Source organism: Brevibacterium sp. GP-SGM9, from assembly GCF_047300845.1.
In the GTDB taxonomy this organism is placed as follows: Bacteria; Actinomycetota; Actinomycetes; order Actinomycetales; family Brevibacteriaceae; genus Brevibacterium.
In genome coordinates this window covers 1,432,309-1,447,658 of sequence record NZ_CP178563.1, presented here as the reverse complement: position 1 = coordinate 1,447,658, position 15,350 = coordinate 1,432,309, and the positions used below count along the sequence as shown (strand labels likewise).

The following is a 15,350-nucleotide window of genomic DNA, read 5'->3' as shown; positions in this document are numbered from 1 at the left end:
GCCCATCTGCTGGATAGGGTTGAAACGATCCCCACTGCCGATCCCCGAAGGAACCATGCACATCTTCCGCCGAGTCGTTCTGCCGCTCGCCTTCCTCATCGTTCTCGTCATCATCGCCGCACTCCTCGGGTGGATCGCCTTCAAACCGGCATCCGACGACGAATTCGACGGGGCCGCAGCCACCGGGGAGCCCGCCGGTTCGACCGTCACCGCCGAGCGTGGAGACATCTCCAACCTGCTCGAGGTCAAGGGAACGATCAACGTCGATTCACCGACCGCGGTCAAGGCCGAGCACGAGGGCACGGTCAATCACCTTTTTGTCCAACCCGGGGACGAAGTCATGGAAGGCGCCGAACTCTTCCAAGTCCGCAGCGAAGGCGAGGAGAGCGAGAACCAGGACAGTGCGGGCCGAACGTCCGAGTCGAGCACCGAGGGCACCGACGCCGAGGCGAGCGACGATTCCGACGAGCCGGCTCCGGCCACTCCGCCCAAGCCGAAGTATCACACGATCATCGCCTCCGACGACGGAACCGTCGGCGACTTCGAGGTGGAGATGGGCGATTCGGTCTCTGCCGATACGCAGGTGACCGAGTTGCTGAAGAACACGTTTACCGCGAAAGCCGCGATCAAGGCCGCCGACCTCTACCGAGTCCCCTCACTGCCGGACACGGCGACGATCGCCATCACCGACGGGCCGGAACCGTTCGACTGCGAGCGGCTGCGGCTCGACCAGGGCCCCGGCACGAGCTCGGGTTCGACAGGCTCGCAGGGCGAGTCCGGTCAGTCCGGAGACGACGGTTCCGGAGCCGAGGCGGACACCGGGGGAGAGGACGCCGGAGCCGGCGCGGGTGAAGGACCGCAGCTGATCTGCACGGTCCCCGACGAGGTCACGGTCTACAACAGCCTGGATCTGACCATGTCGGTCGAAGCGGGATCTGCCGCAGACGTCATCGTCGTCCCGGTGTCCGCCGTCCGGGGCCTGACAGACACCGGCACCGTGTGGGTCACCGGGGAGGAGGGCGAACCCGAGGAGCGCGAAGTCGAGATCGGCCTCAACGACGGGTCCATGGTCGAAGTGAAGTCTGGCCTCGACGAAGGAGAGGAGATCGAGGAGTTCGTTCCCGGTACGGAGCCCGAAGACGAAGAGCTTGACGAGGAGTTCGACGAGGGCATGTACATCGAAGGCTCGGGCCTGTGAGCGGCACCGACGCCGCGCCCGCCCCGGCTACGGAGCTGCTGTCCCTGCGCCATGTTTCGCGGTCGGTGCCCATCGCCGAAGGGCAGACGCTGACGATCCTCGCCGATATCGACCTCGAGGTCGGTGCGGGCGAGCACATCGGAATCGTCGGCCGTTCAGGAACCGGCAAATCGACCCTGCTCAATATCCTCGGGCTCCTCGACGCTCCGAGCACCGGGACCATGGAGTTCGCCGGTGAGCCGGTGCAGCAGATCGCCCGGAACCGGGCCGCCGAGATCAGAGGACGTGACATCGGGTTCGTCTTCCAGCAGTTCAACCTCCTGCCCGGTCGCACCGCGGTCGAAAACGTCGAAGCGCCGCTGATGTACGGCACCGGACGGGAGTTCCGCAACCGTCGACGGCTGGCCGCTGCGATGTTGGAGCGGCTCGGCCTCGGCGATCGCATCGACATGAAGCCGAACCGCCTCTCCGGGGGTGAGCAGCAGAGAGTTGCGATCGCCCGATCCCTGGTGCGCGAACCCAAACTGGTTCTCGCCGACGAACCGACGGGTGCCCTCGACGTCGAAACGGGCCGCCAGGTGATGGAAATCCTCGACGGCATCACCAAAGACTCCGGGGCCGCGCTGATCACGATCACCCACGACCTCGCGGTCGCGAACATGGCCTCACGACAGTTCTCCCTCAGCCAGGGACGGCTGAACCCGATCGTCGACGGCGCCACCGCCGAGGCTCTGGCCGGTGAGCTGCCATGATCACCGGATTCGCCGCATCGATCGTCGAAGCCTGGCAGGAGCTGCGGGTGCACAAGGTGCGCGTGCTGATGTCGCTCATCGGCGTCGGAGTCGCCGTCTGCGCTCTGACCCTCGTCGTCGGGTTCGGGAATATGATGCAGAAGGGCCTGGCCGACGAATATGAGCAGCAGGCAGGCAGGGCCGCCACCTACACCGTCAGCATGTACCCGACGGAGTCGGAGATGAGCGATTCCGAGTCCGAGAAGGTCGATGCGGCACTTCGGGACACCGCCGAGCGGTTCGGCATCAGCCACGTCTCCGCCTACGGCCAGACGGAGACCACCGTGCCCGGCCCGACAGGCAGCGTGAGCGCCTCGATGTCCATCGTCGATCCCGACTTCGCCGTGATGCGCCGACTCGCTGTCGACCACGGCCGGTGGTTCAGCGAGGCCGACGCAGCGAACCTGTCCCCGGCCGTCGTCGCCGATGAGACGTTCCTCAGCGACTACGGAATCGACCCGAACTCCCTGCCGGCCACGATCGAACTCTCCGGTTCGCCGCGCACCCAGGCCACGGTGATCGGCTCCGTGCCCGGCGACGACTTCGGCGATCACGGGAACATCTACGTCCTCAACGGCCAACAGCAGGCGTTCGCCGAGGAGTCCGATGCCGTCTCCGACTTCGAGGTGTGGCTGCCGCCGGAGGTGGGGCAGGAGCTGATCAAGCAGGTCACCGCGGATCTCGAGCGGCAGCTGCCGGGATTCGACATCAGCGGGGAGAGAACCGACTTCGCCTCGGGCCTCGAAGAGTCCTTGGGGCCGGTGAAGAACGTGCTGCTGGTCATCAGCATCCTCATCCTGTTCATGGGCATGCTCGGTCTGCTCAACATCTCCCTGGTGACGATCCAACAGCGGGTCAGGGAGATCGGGATCCGCCGGTCGTTCGGGGCGACCAGCCGGCGCATCTTCTTCTCCGTGATGATGGAGAGCGTCGTCGCCACCACCATCGCCGGTGCCGTGGGAGTGCTCATCGCCGTCCTCCTCCTCAAGGCTCCCATCGTCGGGGAACTCGTGTTCGGGGGTGCGACGACGCCTCAGGTGCCGATCAGCGCGGTGGTCGTGGGTCTGCTGGTGTCGATCGGGGTCGGTGCCCTGGCCGGACTGATCCCCGCCATCGTCGCCACCCGGGTGCGCATCATCGACGCGATCCGAGCCTGAGCAGAGCCAGCGCACCGGCCCCGAAGGCCAAGCTGAGGACCACCTGGACCAGGCAGGCGAGGGCGAAGGCGTCGTCGTAGCCGACGTCGAGGATGAACACGTGGAAGAGAGCGCCGAGGAGGGCCACCCCGACCGCGATCCCGGCCTGCTGCATCGTCGAGATCAGCCCGCCGCTCAGACCCGCGACACGGTCGGGGACCGCCCCGACGACCGTGCCCACGAGCGGACCGAACTGCAGGGCCTGACCGGCGCCGAGGCTGAGCGCCGGAATCTGTAGCCACAGGTTCCAGCTCGCCTCCGGAGCACTCGCCGAGACACAGGCGACGCCGACGAGGCTGAACACCTGCAGCGTCGTGCCGAGCAGCATCGTGCCCGGACCGCCCAGCCTGCCGACCACTCGCGGGACGAGCAGGGAGACGAAGAGGAAGGCCGCGGCGAAGAGACCGAGCGCGATCCCGGAGACCCAGGCCGGATCCCCATGGCCGGTTTGCGAGGTCAGCGAGAAGTTGAACAGGAAGGTGCCGAAGCCGGCGAAGAACACCAACGCCATGAGCATCCCGATCCAGGCGGCGGGAACACGGACCACCTGCGGCGGGATGAGAGGGTCACGACCGGTCGCCTCGGCGCGGTTCTGCCAGATCGCGAACGCCGCCAGCCCGAGCACTGACACGGCCAGGAGGAGGCCGGGCAGCGGCAGCCACCCGGTGACGGGGCCGAGGGCGAGACCGATGACGAGGGCGACCATGCCGATGCCGAGCAGGATCGCACCCGGCAGATCGAGCGGACCGGGGTGGGCGGAGCGGGACTTCGTGAGGCGCAGCGAGCCGAGGAATGCGGCCAGCGCCACGAGGCCGCAGGACAGGAAGGCCGCACGCCAGCCCCAAGTGTCGCCGAAGGCCGAGGTCAGTCCGCCGCCGAGGACCTGCCCGCCGACGGTGCCGACGCCGGAGAAGGCGCCGAAGAGGCTGAGCGCCTTGAGTCGGGCGGAACCGGTCAGTGCATGTTGGAAGCTCGCGAGTATCTGCGGCATCATCACCGCCGCGGCCAGGCCCTGCGCGGTCCGGGCGATGAGCAGGGTGAGCGAATCGGGGGCGAGGCCGACGCCGAGGGAGACGAGGACGAGCGCGCCGGTGCCGATCGTGAACAGGCGGCGGCGTCCGAAGCGGTCGCCGATGCGCCCGCAGAGGATCAGCCCGGCCGCGAAGGCCGCGGAGAAGAGCCCGACGACGAGCGCCGAGGTCGAATCATCGGCACCGAGGTCGGACTTGAGGGCCGGGATGGCCACATTCGACACGGAGAACATGAACGTCGCGAGGAAGGCGCCGAGGTGCAGCGGCCACAGGGTCGGGGCCGGTACGGAGCCGGCCATCGCCTCGGCGTCGGTGGGCAGGACTGACTGCGTGGGGGAATTTCTCATGACTCCAGTCTCGGGGCCGGGAAGCGGTTGTGGGAGGGCGTGCGGATGGTGTTGGTCGCACCACCTGGATGAGCCAGGCAGATCGGGCGGACAATTGAAGCATGGCACAAGTGAGTACCGAAGAGCTCGGACGATTCCTGCGCTCGCGGCGCAACCGGGTCCGCCCCTGCGACGTGGGCCTGGCCAAGGGCACCCGCCGTCGGGTGCCCGGACTGCGGCGCGAGGAAGTCGCCGTGCTCGCTAACATCGGCACGAGCTGGTACACCTGGCTCGAGCAGGGCCGGGAGGTCCACCCTTCCGAATCGGTGCTCGAATCCATCGCCGAGGCGCTCCTGCTCGATCGTGAGGAACGTGCCCATCTCTTCCTGCTCGGCGGATACCCGGACCGGGTGGCGAACCCGGGGGACTCGGCGGTCGGTGAGCAGATGCGCACCCTGCTCGACGAGCTGCTGCCGCTGCCGGCGATGGTCACCGACCCGAGGTACACGATCCTCGCCTTCAATTCCGTCGAGCGGTATCTCGCCTCCGACCTCGAGGAGCTCGCCCCGGCCGACCGCAACTGTGCGATCCAGTCCTTCGAGAGTCCGGAATGGGCGCGGACGTTCCATTCCGACGACGGTCATCGGGCGCAAGTCGTGGCGAAGCTGCGTGCCTCCTATGCGGAGTCGATCGACGATCCGGAATGGTCGCCGCTGCTGAGACGGCTGCGGGCGCATCCGGAGTTCTGCCGCCTCTGGGACTCCGGGACGGTCGGTCGTTCGGTGGGGCGGGTGAAGACCATCGAGAACCCGTATGTCGGCACACTCAAGCTGACGATGACGACGCTGATCGCCCAGGAGAACCAGCGGCTGACGCTCTCGGTCTACCAGCCGGTCGACTCGCTCACCCGTTCGCGGCTGGAGACCCTGCACGGCTGGATCAACGACGGCAGCATCGAACGCAAACGCGCCGAGGCGGGCCCCCGGCGCCACCTCCACGCCGTCGGAGACTGAGCCGCCTGCGGCCGGGTGCAGTGCTCGAGGCGCTGTGCTCGGGACCGCGTAGACGGGAGTGGGCGTGACTCATTCACCTCGCGATCGTGTGATGGTTCACACTCGGCCACTGCGATTTCGCATTGTCGTCACGACTCGGATAAGCTGATTCGCGGAGGATTCGCCTAGTGGCCTATGGCGCTCGCCTGGAACGCGGGTTGGGTTAACGCCCTCAGGGGTTCGAATCCCCTATCCTCCGCGCGAAGCAGAAGCCCCGCACCCGAGACACTCGGGAGCGGGGCTTCTTCACGTCCGTAGGCGCCCGGCCCCTCGGTCAACGCGAAATCCGAAAAGGTCGTCTCCGCTCGGACTCATCGGCGTCGGTCAACGCGAAGCTCGAATAAGTCGTCACTGGCGACGACTTATTCGAGCTTCGCGTTGCCTGAGCGGGTGAGCTGCCTGCGACAGTCCCGCGCGGAAGAGAATGCGTCCCCGTGTGACCCGATGCGAAGCAATGCGTCGATCGTGTGGGCTGGATCACCGGCGGTTCGTAGGCTGGCAGACACCTTCCGACGAATGAAAGGGGCCTGATGCCGTGACAGAGTCCAGCACCAGCACGTACATCTCCGCCAATCCCGTCTCCACGGGCGAACCCGAAGAGCTGAAATTCGCCTACTGGGTGCCCAACGTCTCCGGCGGCCTGGTGGTCTCGAACGTCGAGCAGCGCACCGACTGGGGCTATGACTACAACGTCAAGCTCGCCCAGACCGCCGAGAACGTCGGCTTCGAATACGCGCTCAGTCAGGTCCGCTACCTCTCCAGCTACGGGGCCGCCCAGCAGCACGAGTCGACCTCGATCTCCCTGGCCCTGCTGCTCGCGACCGAGAGGCTCAAAGTCATCGCCGCCATCCACCCCGGCATCTGGGAGCCGATGGTGCTCACGAAGTACATCCTCACCGCCGACCAGTTCTCGAAGGGCCGCGCAGCGATCAACGTCGTCTCGGGCTGGTTCAAGGACGAATACACGAAGCTCGGCCTGCCCTGGCTGGACCACAACGAACGCTATCGCCGCTCCGCCGAGTTCATCGAGGTCGTCCGCAAGCTCTTCACCAAGGAGAACGTGCAATACCGCGGCGACTTCTACACAGTCAACGACTTCACTCTCCGGCCCGGTCCCTATCCAGTCGAAGGTCGGCCCTACCCGGAGATCTTCCAGGGCGGGAACTCCACCGCCGCCCGCGACAACGGAGGTCGGCACGCCGACTGGTACTTCTCCAACGGCAAGGACTTCGAGGGCTTCCGCGAACAGTATGCCGATGTCACGAAGGTCGCCGAAGCGAACAACCGGAAGGTCCGCTTCGGACTCCACGGCTTTGCCATCGTCCGCGACACCGAGGCCGAAGCTCGCGAACAGCTGCGCGAGATCATCGCCCACGCCGACGAAGGATCGGTCAACGGCTTCCGCAAGTCCGTGCAGGAGGCCGGTGCCTCGACCTCGGACAAGAAGGGCATGTGGGCCGATTCGAGCTTCGATGACCTCGTTCAATACAACGACGGCTTCCGCACCCAGCTCATCGGCACCCCCGAACAGGTCGCCGACCGGATCATCGAATACAAGAAGCTCGGTGTCGACCTCGTCCTCACCGCGTTCCTCCACTTCCAGGAGGAACTCGAGGCCTTCGGCAAGACGGTCATCCCGATCGCCCGCGAGAAGGAGGCCGAACTGGCCGAGAAGGGCATTCTTCTGCCCGCCGGAGCCTGAGACCGAGCCCGGGCCGGAGCCTGAGACCGGCCGCGACCGCCAGTCCTACTTCACGCTGAAGCTGGCCGATTTCAGCCCGAGCTTGCTGCGCAGCTGGACACCGGTCAGGCTCGCGGTGGCGCCCTTCGTCGAGGTCGCCTTCGCGGTCCTGACCAGTCCGGCTCCGGTCCGGGTCACCGCGAGTGACTTCACATCCTTGAGGCCGAAGGCCTTGGCCATGGCGGACTGTGTGATCGTCACGGACCAGGAGGCGTTCGGGTTGCCCGCCGCCTTGGACTTCGAAGCGGCGTCGTCACGGGACTTCAGGTAGGGCACCTCGCTGCCCCACACCTCGGCGGCGGAATTGGTCTTCCCGGCCGAGGACGACGAATACACGGCATCGATGAGCGCGCCCTTGTAGGCGACGACCTTCGCCGTCTTGACGCTCGCACCCGAACCCGACTGGGTGGCGGCCACGGCCTTGCGCCACGGCGCGCTGCCCGAGGCGTTCTCATGCTTCCAGCCCATGAAGTGCTGGGAGGCGACCTCATCGTAGACATTGCAGCCGCAGGCGGACTTGAGCGATCCGAGATTGCGGTAGGCGTAGGTGCGGGCGGCGATCGCCTGAGCCTGCAGGGCCGCGGACTGCCAGGAGGCGGGCACCTCGGCAATGCCGGGCAGGTACTCGCTGTTCGTCCTCATCACACCCAACACGTTGAGGGCCTTGTTCAGCTGCCTGACCTCGATGCGTCCGTGCCGGTAGACCCCGGTCGACCCGTTCTGCGCATGAGCGACCGACACCGTCGTCTTCGACTTGCCCGACCAGTATCGGGTGCCCTGCCATTCGACGGCCAACCAGGTGGCCTCGTAGGACTTCCCGCCGACCTTCGCCTTCACCTTCCCCGCCGAGGTGCGCTCGAGAGTGAGCGCCGATCCCGATTCGACGGTCTTGCCGCCGACCTTGACCCGCAGGCGACCGGAGTTCGGTGTGATCGTGGCCGTCTTGCGTCCGGCGACGAGCTGAACCGTGATCTCGGAGTTCGCGTTCTTCGCCAGCGTCTCGACCTTCGCCGGATTGTAGTAGTGCTCGAGGATCTGGGTGGCGCTCTTGCCGGCCGCGGCCATGCCGCGGGCCCCGTACTGGCTCATACCCACACCGTGGCCGAAGCCGGCGCCCTTGAGCGTGAACGAGGCCGGCGCCTTCGTCACCGAGACCTTCGCGCCGCCGGACTTGGTCCAGGTGATCTGTCCGTTCTGGAAGTTCTGGCGGGTCTGAGACCCGGAGCGGTATTCGTTGCTCGTCGGGTAGCCCAGCTGCCCCCGCTCCCAGCCCGACTTCTTCCAGGCGGTGCGGATGGCGCCCCAGGTGGCGTGGGCTCCGGTGGCCTTCGTCCAGTGGATCGTTCCGTTCCTGAACGTCTGGTAGCAGCCTTTGTCCTTGAGCGTGCACCGCTCCGGAGTCGTCGGGGGACCGAGTCGTCCCGAATCTCCGCCGAGGCTGCGGTGCACGGTGCCGATCGCACCCTTCGTCGGGTACGCGGCATGGGCAGGGGCCACTGCAGGCGCTGCAGCGAGCAGCAGAGCGACGAGAAGACAGGAGAGAATTCCGGACGTCACGCGTCCGGCCGGGGAAGCTGGCATGAACTGATCATAGACAGTGCTGTCAAGACCGCGGGTGAATGGGGAGGGAAATCCTTCAGGCGGCCTGACATCCCGGGCACCAGAACAGGTTCCTGCCCGCCACGGTGCTCGTGAGAATCGGGGCGCCGCAGATCAGACAGGGCTGGTTCTGGCGACGGTAGACGTAGACCTCGCCGCCGTGATCGTCCTGCCTGGGCTCACGTCCCATCTCTTCGGGCTCGTGCTCGGGTCGGACGGTGTCGATGCGACCGCGCGCCCGACCGACTTCCATGAGTTCGACCGTGTCCGTCCAGATCTGTTCGGCCCGCTCGCGACCGAGCGATCTGCCCGGTGTGCGCGGGTCGATGCCGAGCCGGAACAGCACCTCGGCGCGGTAGATGTTCCCGGTTCCGGCGATGACCGACTGGTCCATCAGCAGGGTCGCGATCGTCGACCGGGAGCTGAGCACCCGGTCGACGAACTTCTGCGCGTCTGCCTCGGGCCGCAGCGGATCCGGGCCGAGCCGGTCGATGACGGCTGCGACCTCGGGAGGGTCGAGGAGTGCGCAGGTGTTGGGTCCGCGCAGATCGGCGGTGGTCTCACCGTCGCTGAGTCGCCAGCGGACCTGCCCGACGACCGCGGGCTGTCCGGGCAGCAGGCGCATGGTCCCATAGATTCCCAGATGGATGTGCACCTGCGCCTCCGTGGAGGCGAAGCCGACGAAGAGGTGCTTGCCCCACGCCTCGGCGCGCTCGAGCACGTCCCCGTCGACCAGCCCGGCACCGGTGAAGCGCCCCTGCGGACTCGAGGAGGCGACCCGGTGCCCGGCGAAGAGGTCGACGAGGTCGTGGGCGAGCCGGTGGATCACATGACCTTCGGGCATGTCCGCCGGTCAGCTCAACTTGTCGGCGATCGCTGAGTTGAAGGCGTCGAGGTCACCGGGGTTTCGGGAGGTGATGAGGTTGCCGTCGACGACGACCTCGGTGTCTTCCCAGTCCGCGCCGGCATTGACCAGATCGGTCTTCGTCGCGACGAACGAGGTCAGCTTCCGGCCCTTGGCGACCCCCGCCTCGGCGAGGATCCAGGGAGCGTGGCAGATCGCGGCGACCGGCTTGTCGGCGGCGAAGAACGCCTTGACGAGGTCGACGGCATGCTCATCGAGGCGCAGGGCATCGGCGTTGAGGGTGCCGCCGGGCAGGACGAGGGCGTCGAAGTCATCGACCGAGGCTTCTGCGACGGGGACATCGACGGTGAACTCATCGGCATGCTCCCAGTCACCCTCCATCGCCTGCAGCGTTCCTTCGGACGGGGAGACGATGACGGTGGTTGCGCCCGCCTCGTCGAGGGCGGCGCGGGGGCTGGTCAGTTCGACCTGCTCGACACCGCGGGTGAGGAGGAAAGCGACCCTCTTATCGGAGACAGCCATGTTCGAACTCCTTTTCTTCCGTGTGTTCGCGCCGAGTGCGACGCGAGGTGGTGCTGGGGGCACCGTCGTTGACAACGTCACCGGGCGGGCCCGGTATTCCGATCCTGTATTCCGATCCTGCCGAGTTCAGCCGTTGAGGTGTCCTCGCTGCGCGGCGCTGAGCGGGGTGGCCGCTATGCGCAGCACCACCTTGCCGGCCGGATGCTGGGTCTGGAGGAAGCGGTATGCTTCCTGCACCTCGTCGAAGGCGAAGACCCGAGCCACCGGCAGGTGGACGTGCCCGTAGGCGATGGCCTTGCCCAGCCATGCCAAATCCTCCCGGCGGGCGTGTGCTTCGCCGTCGATGTGGACGCCGTGGGTGTCTGCGACCTGAGGTCCGGCGCCGATCGAATCGATCCGCTCGGCCGGAACACCGAGGGCCAGCAGCTCCTCGATCCCTTCGGTGCCCTGGGTGGAGAAGGCGGCGTGGATGCCCTCGGGTGCCCCGGCGCGCAGACGCTCGGCAAGACCGTCACCATAGGCGATGGGTTCGATCCCGAGGCTGGCGAGCAGACCGAGATTCGCGTCGCTGGCGCTGCCGATGACCCGGGCACCGAGGTTGACCGCCAGTTGGGCGGCGATGATCCCGACCCCGCCGGAGGCGCCCGAGACGTAGACGGTCTCACCGTCCTGCGGTGCGATCGCGCGGATGCCGGCCACCGCGGTGCGTCCGGCGATGTAGAGGCCACCTGCCGCGTCGAGTCCGAGGCCGCGGGGGATGAGGTCGAGCCGGTTCTCCGGGTCCTCGATGAGCAGCTGCTCGGCGATCGACCGGTGGGGCAGTCCGCCGAAGACGAGGTCGCCGGGCTTGAAGTCGCTCACGCCCTCACCAACCTCGGCGACGACTCCGGAGAAGTCCGCACCGATTCCGGCGCTCCCGGACACTTCGCCCATCCCGCCGGAGAGGATCTTCCAGTCCACGGGGTTGAGTCCGGCCGCACGGACGTCGACCTTGACCTGGCCGGGTCCCACCTCGAGGAGGGTGCCGTCGACGATCTCGAGCCGATCGAGGTCACCGTTGCTGCTGTAGCGGACGCTTCTGGTCATGGAACACTCCTTGTCTGCTGTCGATCAGGCCGCAGGGCCCTCACGGGGCCGCACTGCGGTTGATGTGGACGATAACGACCCGCAGAAGGGGTTTGTTCCCGGCCCGGCATCTGGCGTCATACGACGACGCGAGGCGACTCCGAACGATGTCGGGGTCGCCTCGCGGTGGGAATGTGTCCGTGGTGCCTGAGGGGAGGTCTCGGCGTTCGGTCGCGTCTCAGCTGATGTTGGGGAACTCGAGCTGGTAGCCGACGCCGGCGCTCGTCACCGAGGTGACCTTGACCGTTCCGTAGTGGGTCTTGCCGCTGTCGGTGACCTCGCAGTTGGTGCTTCCGCGTTTGGCGATGATCCTCAGGTCGTAGCGGCATTCGACGATGTCGACGTAGACGCCCTTGTCCGCGTAGGCGTTCTTGATATCTGCCTCGAGGTCGGCGGCGGGGATCGTGCCGTTGCCCTGATCGTCGAGGTCGACGCCCTCTGAACCGCTGCCCTCGCCGGAGGAACCGGAGCCGGAGGCCCCGGAATCCGAGGCACTTGAGCCCGAGGCCCCGGAATCCGAGTCTGCGGTGCTGGTGGAGGCGGACGAATCGGTGACGGTGCCCGCCGAGGTGCTGGTGCCGCTGCTCGTCGAGGTGCCGGAGGTGCCCGAGTCGCTCGCCGAGGTGGAATCGGTGGCCGTCGTGGAATCGCTGCCCGAGGTCGAATCCTGTCCGGCGTCCGAGCCGGGAGCGGACTCCTCGGCGACCGTTTCCTCGGTGGGTTCGGATTCGGCCTCGCCCGGGTCGGTCGAGGCCTCATCCTGGAGGGTGTCGTCCTGGCCGAAGGAGATGTGCATATCGCAGGCCGAGAGAGTCAGGGTCGCGGCGAGGGCTCCGGCGACGGTGATGGTCTTGAGGAGGATCGGGGTCTTCATGATGTGCTCCTTGGCAGGTGCTGAGGATGTATCGTTCGTTTGTACATGACAAGCCTCTCAGCGCACGTGCCTGACCAGGGCCGATTCCTGTTCGCATCCGGTGACGGGTGTTGCAGGTCGGTTACATCGCCCTATTCTTGGAGAAGTTCTCCCCGGTGATGTCGAGAACAGCCGCTCGGCTCCGTCCCAGGGGTGTCAGCGAGCACAACCCGTGCGAGCGGCGATGGACAAGGAGACGATCATGGCCAAATACCTCATGCTCAAGCACTATCGGATGCCGAGCGAATACATGGACTACACCCCGATGGATCAGTGGGCGCCGGAGGAGGTCGACGCGCATGTGGCCTACATGAACGACTTCGCCGATCGGCTCAGGGAGTCCGGCGAATTCGTCGATTCCCAGGCGCTCTCACCCGAAGGCACCTTCGTCCGCTCCGGCGGCCCCGGGCAACCCCCGGTCACCGACGGGCCCTTCCCGGAGACGAAGGACCTCATCGCCGGGTGGATGGTCATCGACGTCGGCTCCTACGAGCGGGCCCTCGAACTGGCCGGTGAGCTCTCCGCGGCCCCGGGCAAGGACGGTCAGCCGATCCGCGAATGGCTCGAGCTGCGCCCCTTCCTGGGCGAGGCCCCGACCGTCACCGACTGAGCTCATGGTCGCTGACGACACCCTCGCCGAGGTGGAGCTGCGGGAGCTCGTCCCTGCAGTGATCGGCATCCTCCGCGGCCGCGGAGCCGACTTCGCGGCCGCCGAGGATGCCGTGCAGGAAGCGCTCATCGAGGCCCTGTCCGCATGGCCCGCCGATGCGCCGCGGGATCCGCGCGGGTGGCTGGTCACCGTGGCCTGGCGGAAGTTCCTCGACGTCGTGCGCTCCGACGCGTCCCGGTCGCGGCGGGAGGAGCGCGTCACGCTGCTCGACGGTCTCGACGAGGTCCGTTCGGCGGGGGAGTCGGTCTCGGTCGATGACTCCCTCGAGCTCTACTTCCTCTGCGCACACCCTGACCTCGCCCCCGCCTCGGCGGTGGCTCTGACCCTGCGCGCGGTCGGGGGACTGACGACGAAGCAGATCGCCACCGCCTACATGGTGCCCGAGGCGACCATGGCCCAGCGGATCAGCCGCGCCAAACGCACGATCGCCGGTCACCGGCTGGATCGCCCCGGCGACCTCGGCTCGGTGCTCACCGTCCTCTACCTCGTGTTCAACGAGGGCCATTCCGGCGATGTCGACCTCGCCGCAGAGGCGATCCGGCTGACCCGCGGACTGCGCTCACTCAGCGATGATTCCGAGGTCGCCGGACTGCTCGCGCTCATGCTGCTCCACCACGCCCGCCGGTCCTCCCGCTTCGACTCGGCGGGACGGCTGATCGCCCTGTCGGACCAGGACCGGGGGCGCTGGGACACGGCCCTCATCAGTGAGGGGATCACGATTCTCCAAGCGGCGCTCGCCCGGGATCGGGTCGGTCAGTATCAGGCGCAGGCTGCGATCGCGGCCCTCCACGCGGATGCCCAGCGGGTCGAGGACACCGACTGGGTGCAGATCCTCGACTGGTACGACGAACTCATGGCCCTGACCGACAATCCGGTGGTGGCGCTGAATCGAGCGGTCGCACTCGGTGAGGCCGACGGGCCGCAGGCAGGTTTGGCCGCCCTGGGGGAACTGGCCGAGGACCTGCCCCGCTATGCCGCCGTCGAGGCGCATCTGCGCGCGGCCGCCGGCGAAACGGACCGGGCCGCCGAACTCTTCGCGACGGCCGCCGCGCGGACCTCGAACCTCGCCGAACGCGATCACCTGATGCGGCGGGCGGCGGAGCTGAGGACGTCACTGTGATGAATCAGACGCGTGCGATCGCGGCCGAGCAGGGGGCTGTGACAGTCTTCGTGGCATACGATCGAAACTTCCCCACCACGTCATCGACACCGCCGAGGAGGCACACCGAGGGTGAACCATGTCCAGGAGTTCTTTCGCGTCCCACCGTCCGAACGCGATCACATCCCCGCATTCCGGATCGCCCTGGGTGTGGCCGTGCCGCTGCTGGTCCTCCTGTTCATCGATCGCCTCGACCTCGCCGTCTACGCAGCCTTCGGCGCCTTCACCGGCATCTACGCGCGTTTCGAAGCCCCGCGCTCGCGACTGCGACGCCAATCGATCGCGGCCGGAATCCTCGTCGTCTGTGTGGGCATCGGCGCCCTGCTGGGCGCGCTCGACGCCTCGATCTGGGTGCTCATCGTCGTCACCTCGCTGGTCTCGGGGTTCGGTGCGGCCACCGCTCTGAGATTCCGGCTCAAACCCGGCGGATCGATCTTCTTCATCTTCGCCACCGGTGCCGTGGGCTCGATCCCGAACGGCGCCTCGGTGCCGACGGCCATGCTCATCGCCGCGGTCTCGGCCGGACTGAGCATCGGATTCGGGGCACTGGCCCACTTGGCCGGCGAACGGGTGCCCGCGGAGAAGGCCACATACGTCCGGGTCGGGCTGTCTCCCGTCGGCAAAGGCGATCTGCTCGCCCATGCCGCGCGGTTCACCATCGCCCCGCTCATCGCGGGCATCGTCGGCACCCTGCTCATTGATGTGCTGCCGCTGCTGTCCCACAGCTATTGGGCGATGGTCGCCGCGGTCGCTCCGATCGCCGCTCCCGGTCGTTCGGCCCGACTCAAACGCGGCCTGCACCGGGTCGTCGGCACTTTGGGTGGAGTCGTCGTCACCGCGTTCCTGCTCTCGTTCCCGATCGAGCCGTGGCAGATCGTCGTGTGGGTCATCCTGCTGCAGTTCCTCGCCGAGATCTACGTCCTGCGCAACTATTCGGTGGCTCTGTTCTTCATCACCCCGCTGGCGCTGCTGATGACGCAGCTCGGCCATCCGCTCCCGGTCACCGAACTGCTGACCTCCCGGGCCGTTGAGACCGTCATCGGCGTCATCGTCGGACTCATCGTCGTTCTGTTCACCTTCAGCCGTTCTCCGCGGCCCGCGCTGCGGTCCGGTGAGGACCCGGCCGGCTGACCGAGCTGGGCGCCCGCGTGCGGTCTATCAT

General features: G+C 67.2%; 14 protein-coding genes and 1 tRNA gene. 9 read left to right on the top strand and 6 right to left on the bottom strand.

The window, feature by feature from the left end:
• Positions 1–19: 19 nt before the first annotated feature.
• From ACH82I_RS06670 to ACH82I_RS06660, 3 genes are read left to right on the top strand one after another with little or no spacing between them, the layout of a single operon-like run.
• Positions 20–1,198, top strand: coding sequence for a hypothetical protein (locus ACH82I_RS06670; protein ID WP_413336351.1), 1,179 nt, complete (start codon positions 20–22; stop codon positions 1,196–1,198).
• Complete coding sequence (locus ACH82I_RS06665) at positions 1,195–1,950, top strand: ABC transporter ATP-binding protein (protein ID WP_413336349.1); 756 nt, start codon at positions 1,195–1,197, stop codon at positions 1,948–1,950. The genes ACH82I_RS06670 and ACH82I_RS06665 overlap by 4 nt, the downstream gene beginning before the upstream one ends.
• Positions 1,947–3,146 (top strand): ABC transporter permease, encoded by a 1,200-nt coding sequence (locus tag ACH82I_RS06660; protein WP_413336347.1) that lies wholly within the window; start codon positions 1,947–1,949, stop codon positions 3,144–3,146. Before ACH82I_RS06665 ends, ACH82I_RS06660 begins: the two co-directional genes overlap by 4 nt.
• Here the strand turns inward: ACH82I_RS06660 and ACH82I_RS06655 are convergent.
• Positions 3,124–4,563, bottom strand: coding sequence for an MFS transporter (locus tag ACH82I_RS06655; RefSeq protein WP_413336345.1), 1,440 nt, complete (start codon positions 4,561–4,563; stop codon positions 3,124–3,126). The genes ACH82I_RS06660 and ACH82I_RS06655 overlap by 23 nt on opposite strands.
• A 101-nt stretch (positions 4,564–4,664) precedes the next feature.
• Here ACH82I_RS06655 and ACH82I_RS06650 point away from each other — a divergent pair, with 101 nt between their 5' ends.
• From ACH82I_RS06650 to sfnG, 3 genes are all read left to right on the top strand, one after another.
• Positions 4,665–5,555 (top strand): helix-turn-helix transcriptional regulator, encoded by an 891-nt coding sequence (locus ACH82I_RS06650; RefSeq protein ID WP_413336343.1) that lies wholly within the window; start codon positions 4,665–4,667, stop codon positions 5,553–5,555.
• 153 nt (positions 5,556–5,708) lie between these two features.
• Positions 5,709–5,793, top strand: a tRNA-Ser gene (locus tag ACH82I_RS06645).
• A gap of 336 nt (positions 5,794–6,129) precedes the next feature.
• Positions 6,130–7,296: a dimethylsulfone monooxygenase SfnG gene (gene sfnG, locus ACH82I_RS06640; protein ID WP_413336341.1), complete on the top strand. Its 1,167-nt coding sequence runs from the start codon at positions 6,130–6,132 to the stop codon at positions 7,294–7,296.
• Between the two features lie 45 nt (positions 7,297–7,341).
• Here the strand turns inward: sfnG and ACH82I_RS06635 are convergent, their stop codons facing one another.
• From ACH82I_RS06635 to ACH82I_RS06615, 5 genes are all read right to left on the bottom strand, one after another.
• Positions 7,342–8,916, bottom strand: coding sequence for a SpoIID/LytB domain-containing protein (locus tag ACH82I_RS06635; RefSeq protein WP_413336339.1), 1,575 nt, complete (start codon positions 8,914–8,916; stop codon positions 7,342–7,344).
• 55 nt (positions 8,917–8,971) lie between these two features.
• Complete coding sequence (locus tag ACH82I_RS06630) at positions 8,972–9,778, bottom strand: Fpg/Nei family DNA glycosylase (RefSeq protein WP_413336337.1); 807 nt, start codon at positions 9,776–9,778, stop codon at positions 8,972–8,974.
• Positions 9,779–9,787: 9 nt separating this feature from the next.
• The gene (locus tag ACH82I_RS06625) at positions 9,788–10,321 is read right to left on the bottom strand and encodes a type 1 glutamine amidotransferase domain-containing protein (RefSeq protein WP_413336335.1); all 534 of its coding nucleotides are present in this window, start codon (positions 10,319–10,321) and stop codon (positions 9,788–9,790) included.
• 126 nt (positions 10,322–10,447) lie between these two features.
• The gene (locus tag ACH82I_RS06620) at positions 10,448–11,407 is read right to left on the bottom strand and encodes an NADP-dependent oxidoreductase (RefSeq protein WP_413336333.1); all 960 of its coding nucleotides are present in this window, start codon (positions 11,405–11,407) and stop codon (positions 10,448–10,450) included.
• A 217-nt stretch (positions 11,408–11,624) separates the two neighbouring features.
• Positions 11,625–12,320, bottom strand: coding sequence for a hypothetical protein (locus tag ACH82I_RS06615; protein ID WP_230747421.1), 696 nt, complete (start codon positions 12,318–12,320; stop codon positions 11,625–11,627).
• A 241-nt stretch (positions 12,321–12,561) separates the two neighbouring features.
• On the opposite strand from ACH82I_RS06615, the gene ACH82I_RS06610 reads away from it, so the two are divergent.
• From ACH82I_RS06610 to ACH82I_RS06600, 3 genes are all read left to right on the top strand, one after another.
• Positions 12,562–12,969: a YciI family protein gene (locus ACH82I_RS06610; RefSeq protein ID WP_413336331.1), complete on the top strand. Its 408-nt coding sequence runs from the start codon at positions 12,562–12,564 to the stop codon at positions 12,967–12,969.
• 4 nt (positions 12,970–12,973) lie between these two features.
• Positions 12,974–14,149, top strand: coding sequence for an RNA polymerase sigma factor (locus tag ACH82I_RS06605; protein ID WP_413336329.1), 1,176 nt, complete (start codon positions 12,974–12,976; stop codon positions 14,147–14,149).
• Positions 14,150–14,260: 111 nt separating this feature from the next.
• On the top strand, positions 14,261–15,319 hold the full coding sequence (locus tag ACH82I_RS06600; RefSeq protein WP_413336327.1) for an FUSC family protein: 1,059 nt from the start codon (positions 14,261–14,263) through the stop codon (positions 15,317–15,319).
• The last annotated feature ends 31 nt before the right edge of the window (positions 15,320–15,350 follow it).

Excerpts from the sequence above, each read along its gene's own strand:
- ACH82I_RS06660 (WP_413336347.1), top strand. The coding sequence starts at position 1,947 with ATGATCACCGGATTCGCCGCATCGATCGTCGAAGCCTGGCAGGAGCTG.
- ACH82I_RS06655 (WP_413336345.1), bottom strand. The coding sequence starts at position 4,563 with ATGAGAAATTCCCCCACGCAGTCAGTCCTGCCCACCGACGCCGAGGCG.
- ACH82I_RS06650 (WP_413336343.1), top strand. The coding sequence starts at position 4,665 with ATGGCACAAGTGAGTACCGAAGAGCTCGGACGATTCCTGCGCTCGCGG.
- ACH82I_RS06635 (WP_413336339.1), bottom strand. The coding sequence starts at position 8,916 with ATGCCAGCTTCCCCGGCCGGACGCGTGACGTCCGGAATTCTCTCCTGT.
- ACH82I_RS06630 (WP_413336337.1), bottom strand. The coding sequence starts at position 9,778 with ATGCCCGAAGGTCATGTGATCCACCGGCTCGCCCACGACCTCGTCGAC.
- ACH82I_RS06625 (WP_413336335.1), bottom strand. The coding sequence starts at position 10,321 with ATGGCTGTCTCCGATAAGAGGGTCGCTTTCCTCCTCACCCGCGGTGTC.
- ACH82I_RS06620 (WP_413336333.1), bottom strand. The coding sequence starts at position 11,407 with ATGACCAGAAGCGTCCGCTACAGCAGCAACGGTGACCTCGATCGGCTC.
- ACH82I_RS06615 (WP_230747421.1), bottom strand. The coding sequence starts at position 12,320 with ATGAAGACCCCGATCCTCCTCAAGACCATCACCGTCGCCGGAGCCCTC.
- ACH82I_RS06610 (WP_413336331.1), top strand. The coding sequence starts at position 12,562 with ATGGCCAAATACCTCATGCTCAAGCACTATCGGATGCCGAGCGAATAC.
- ACH82I_RS06605 (WP_413336329.1), top strand. The coding sequence starts at position 12,974 with ATGGTCGCTGACGACACCCTCGCCGAGGTGGAGCTGCGGGAGCTCGTC.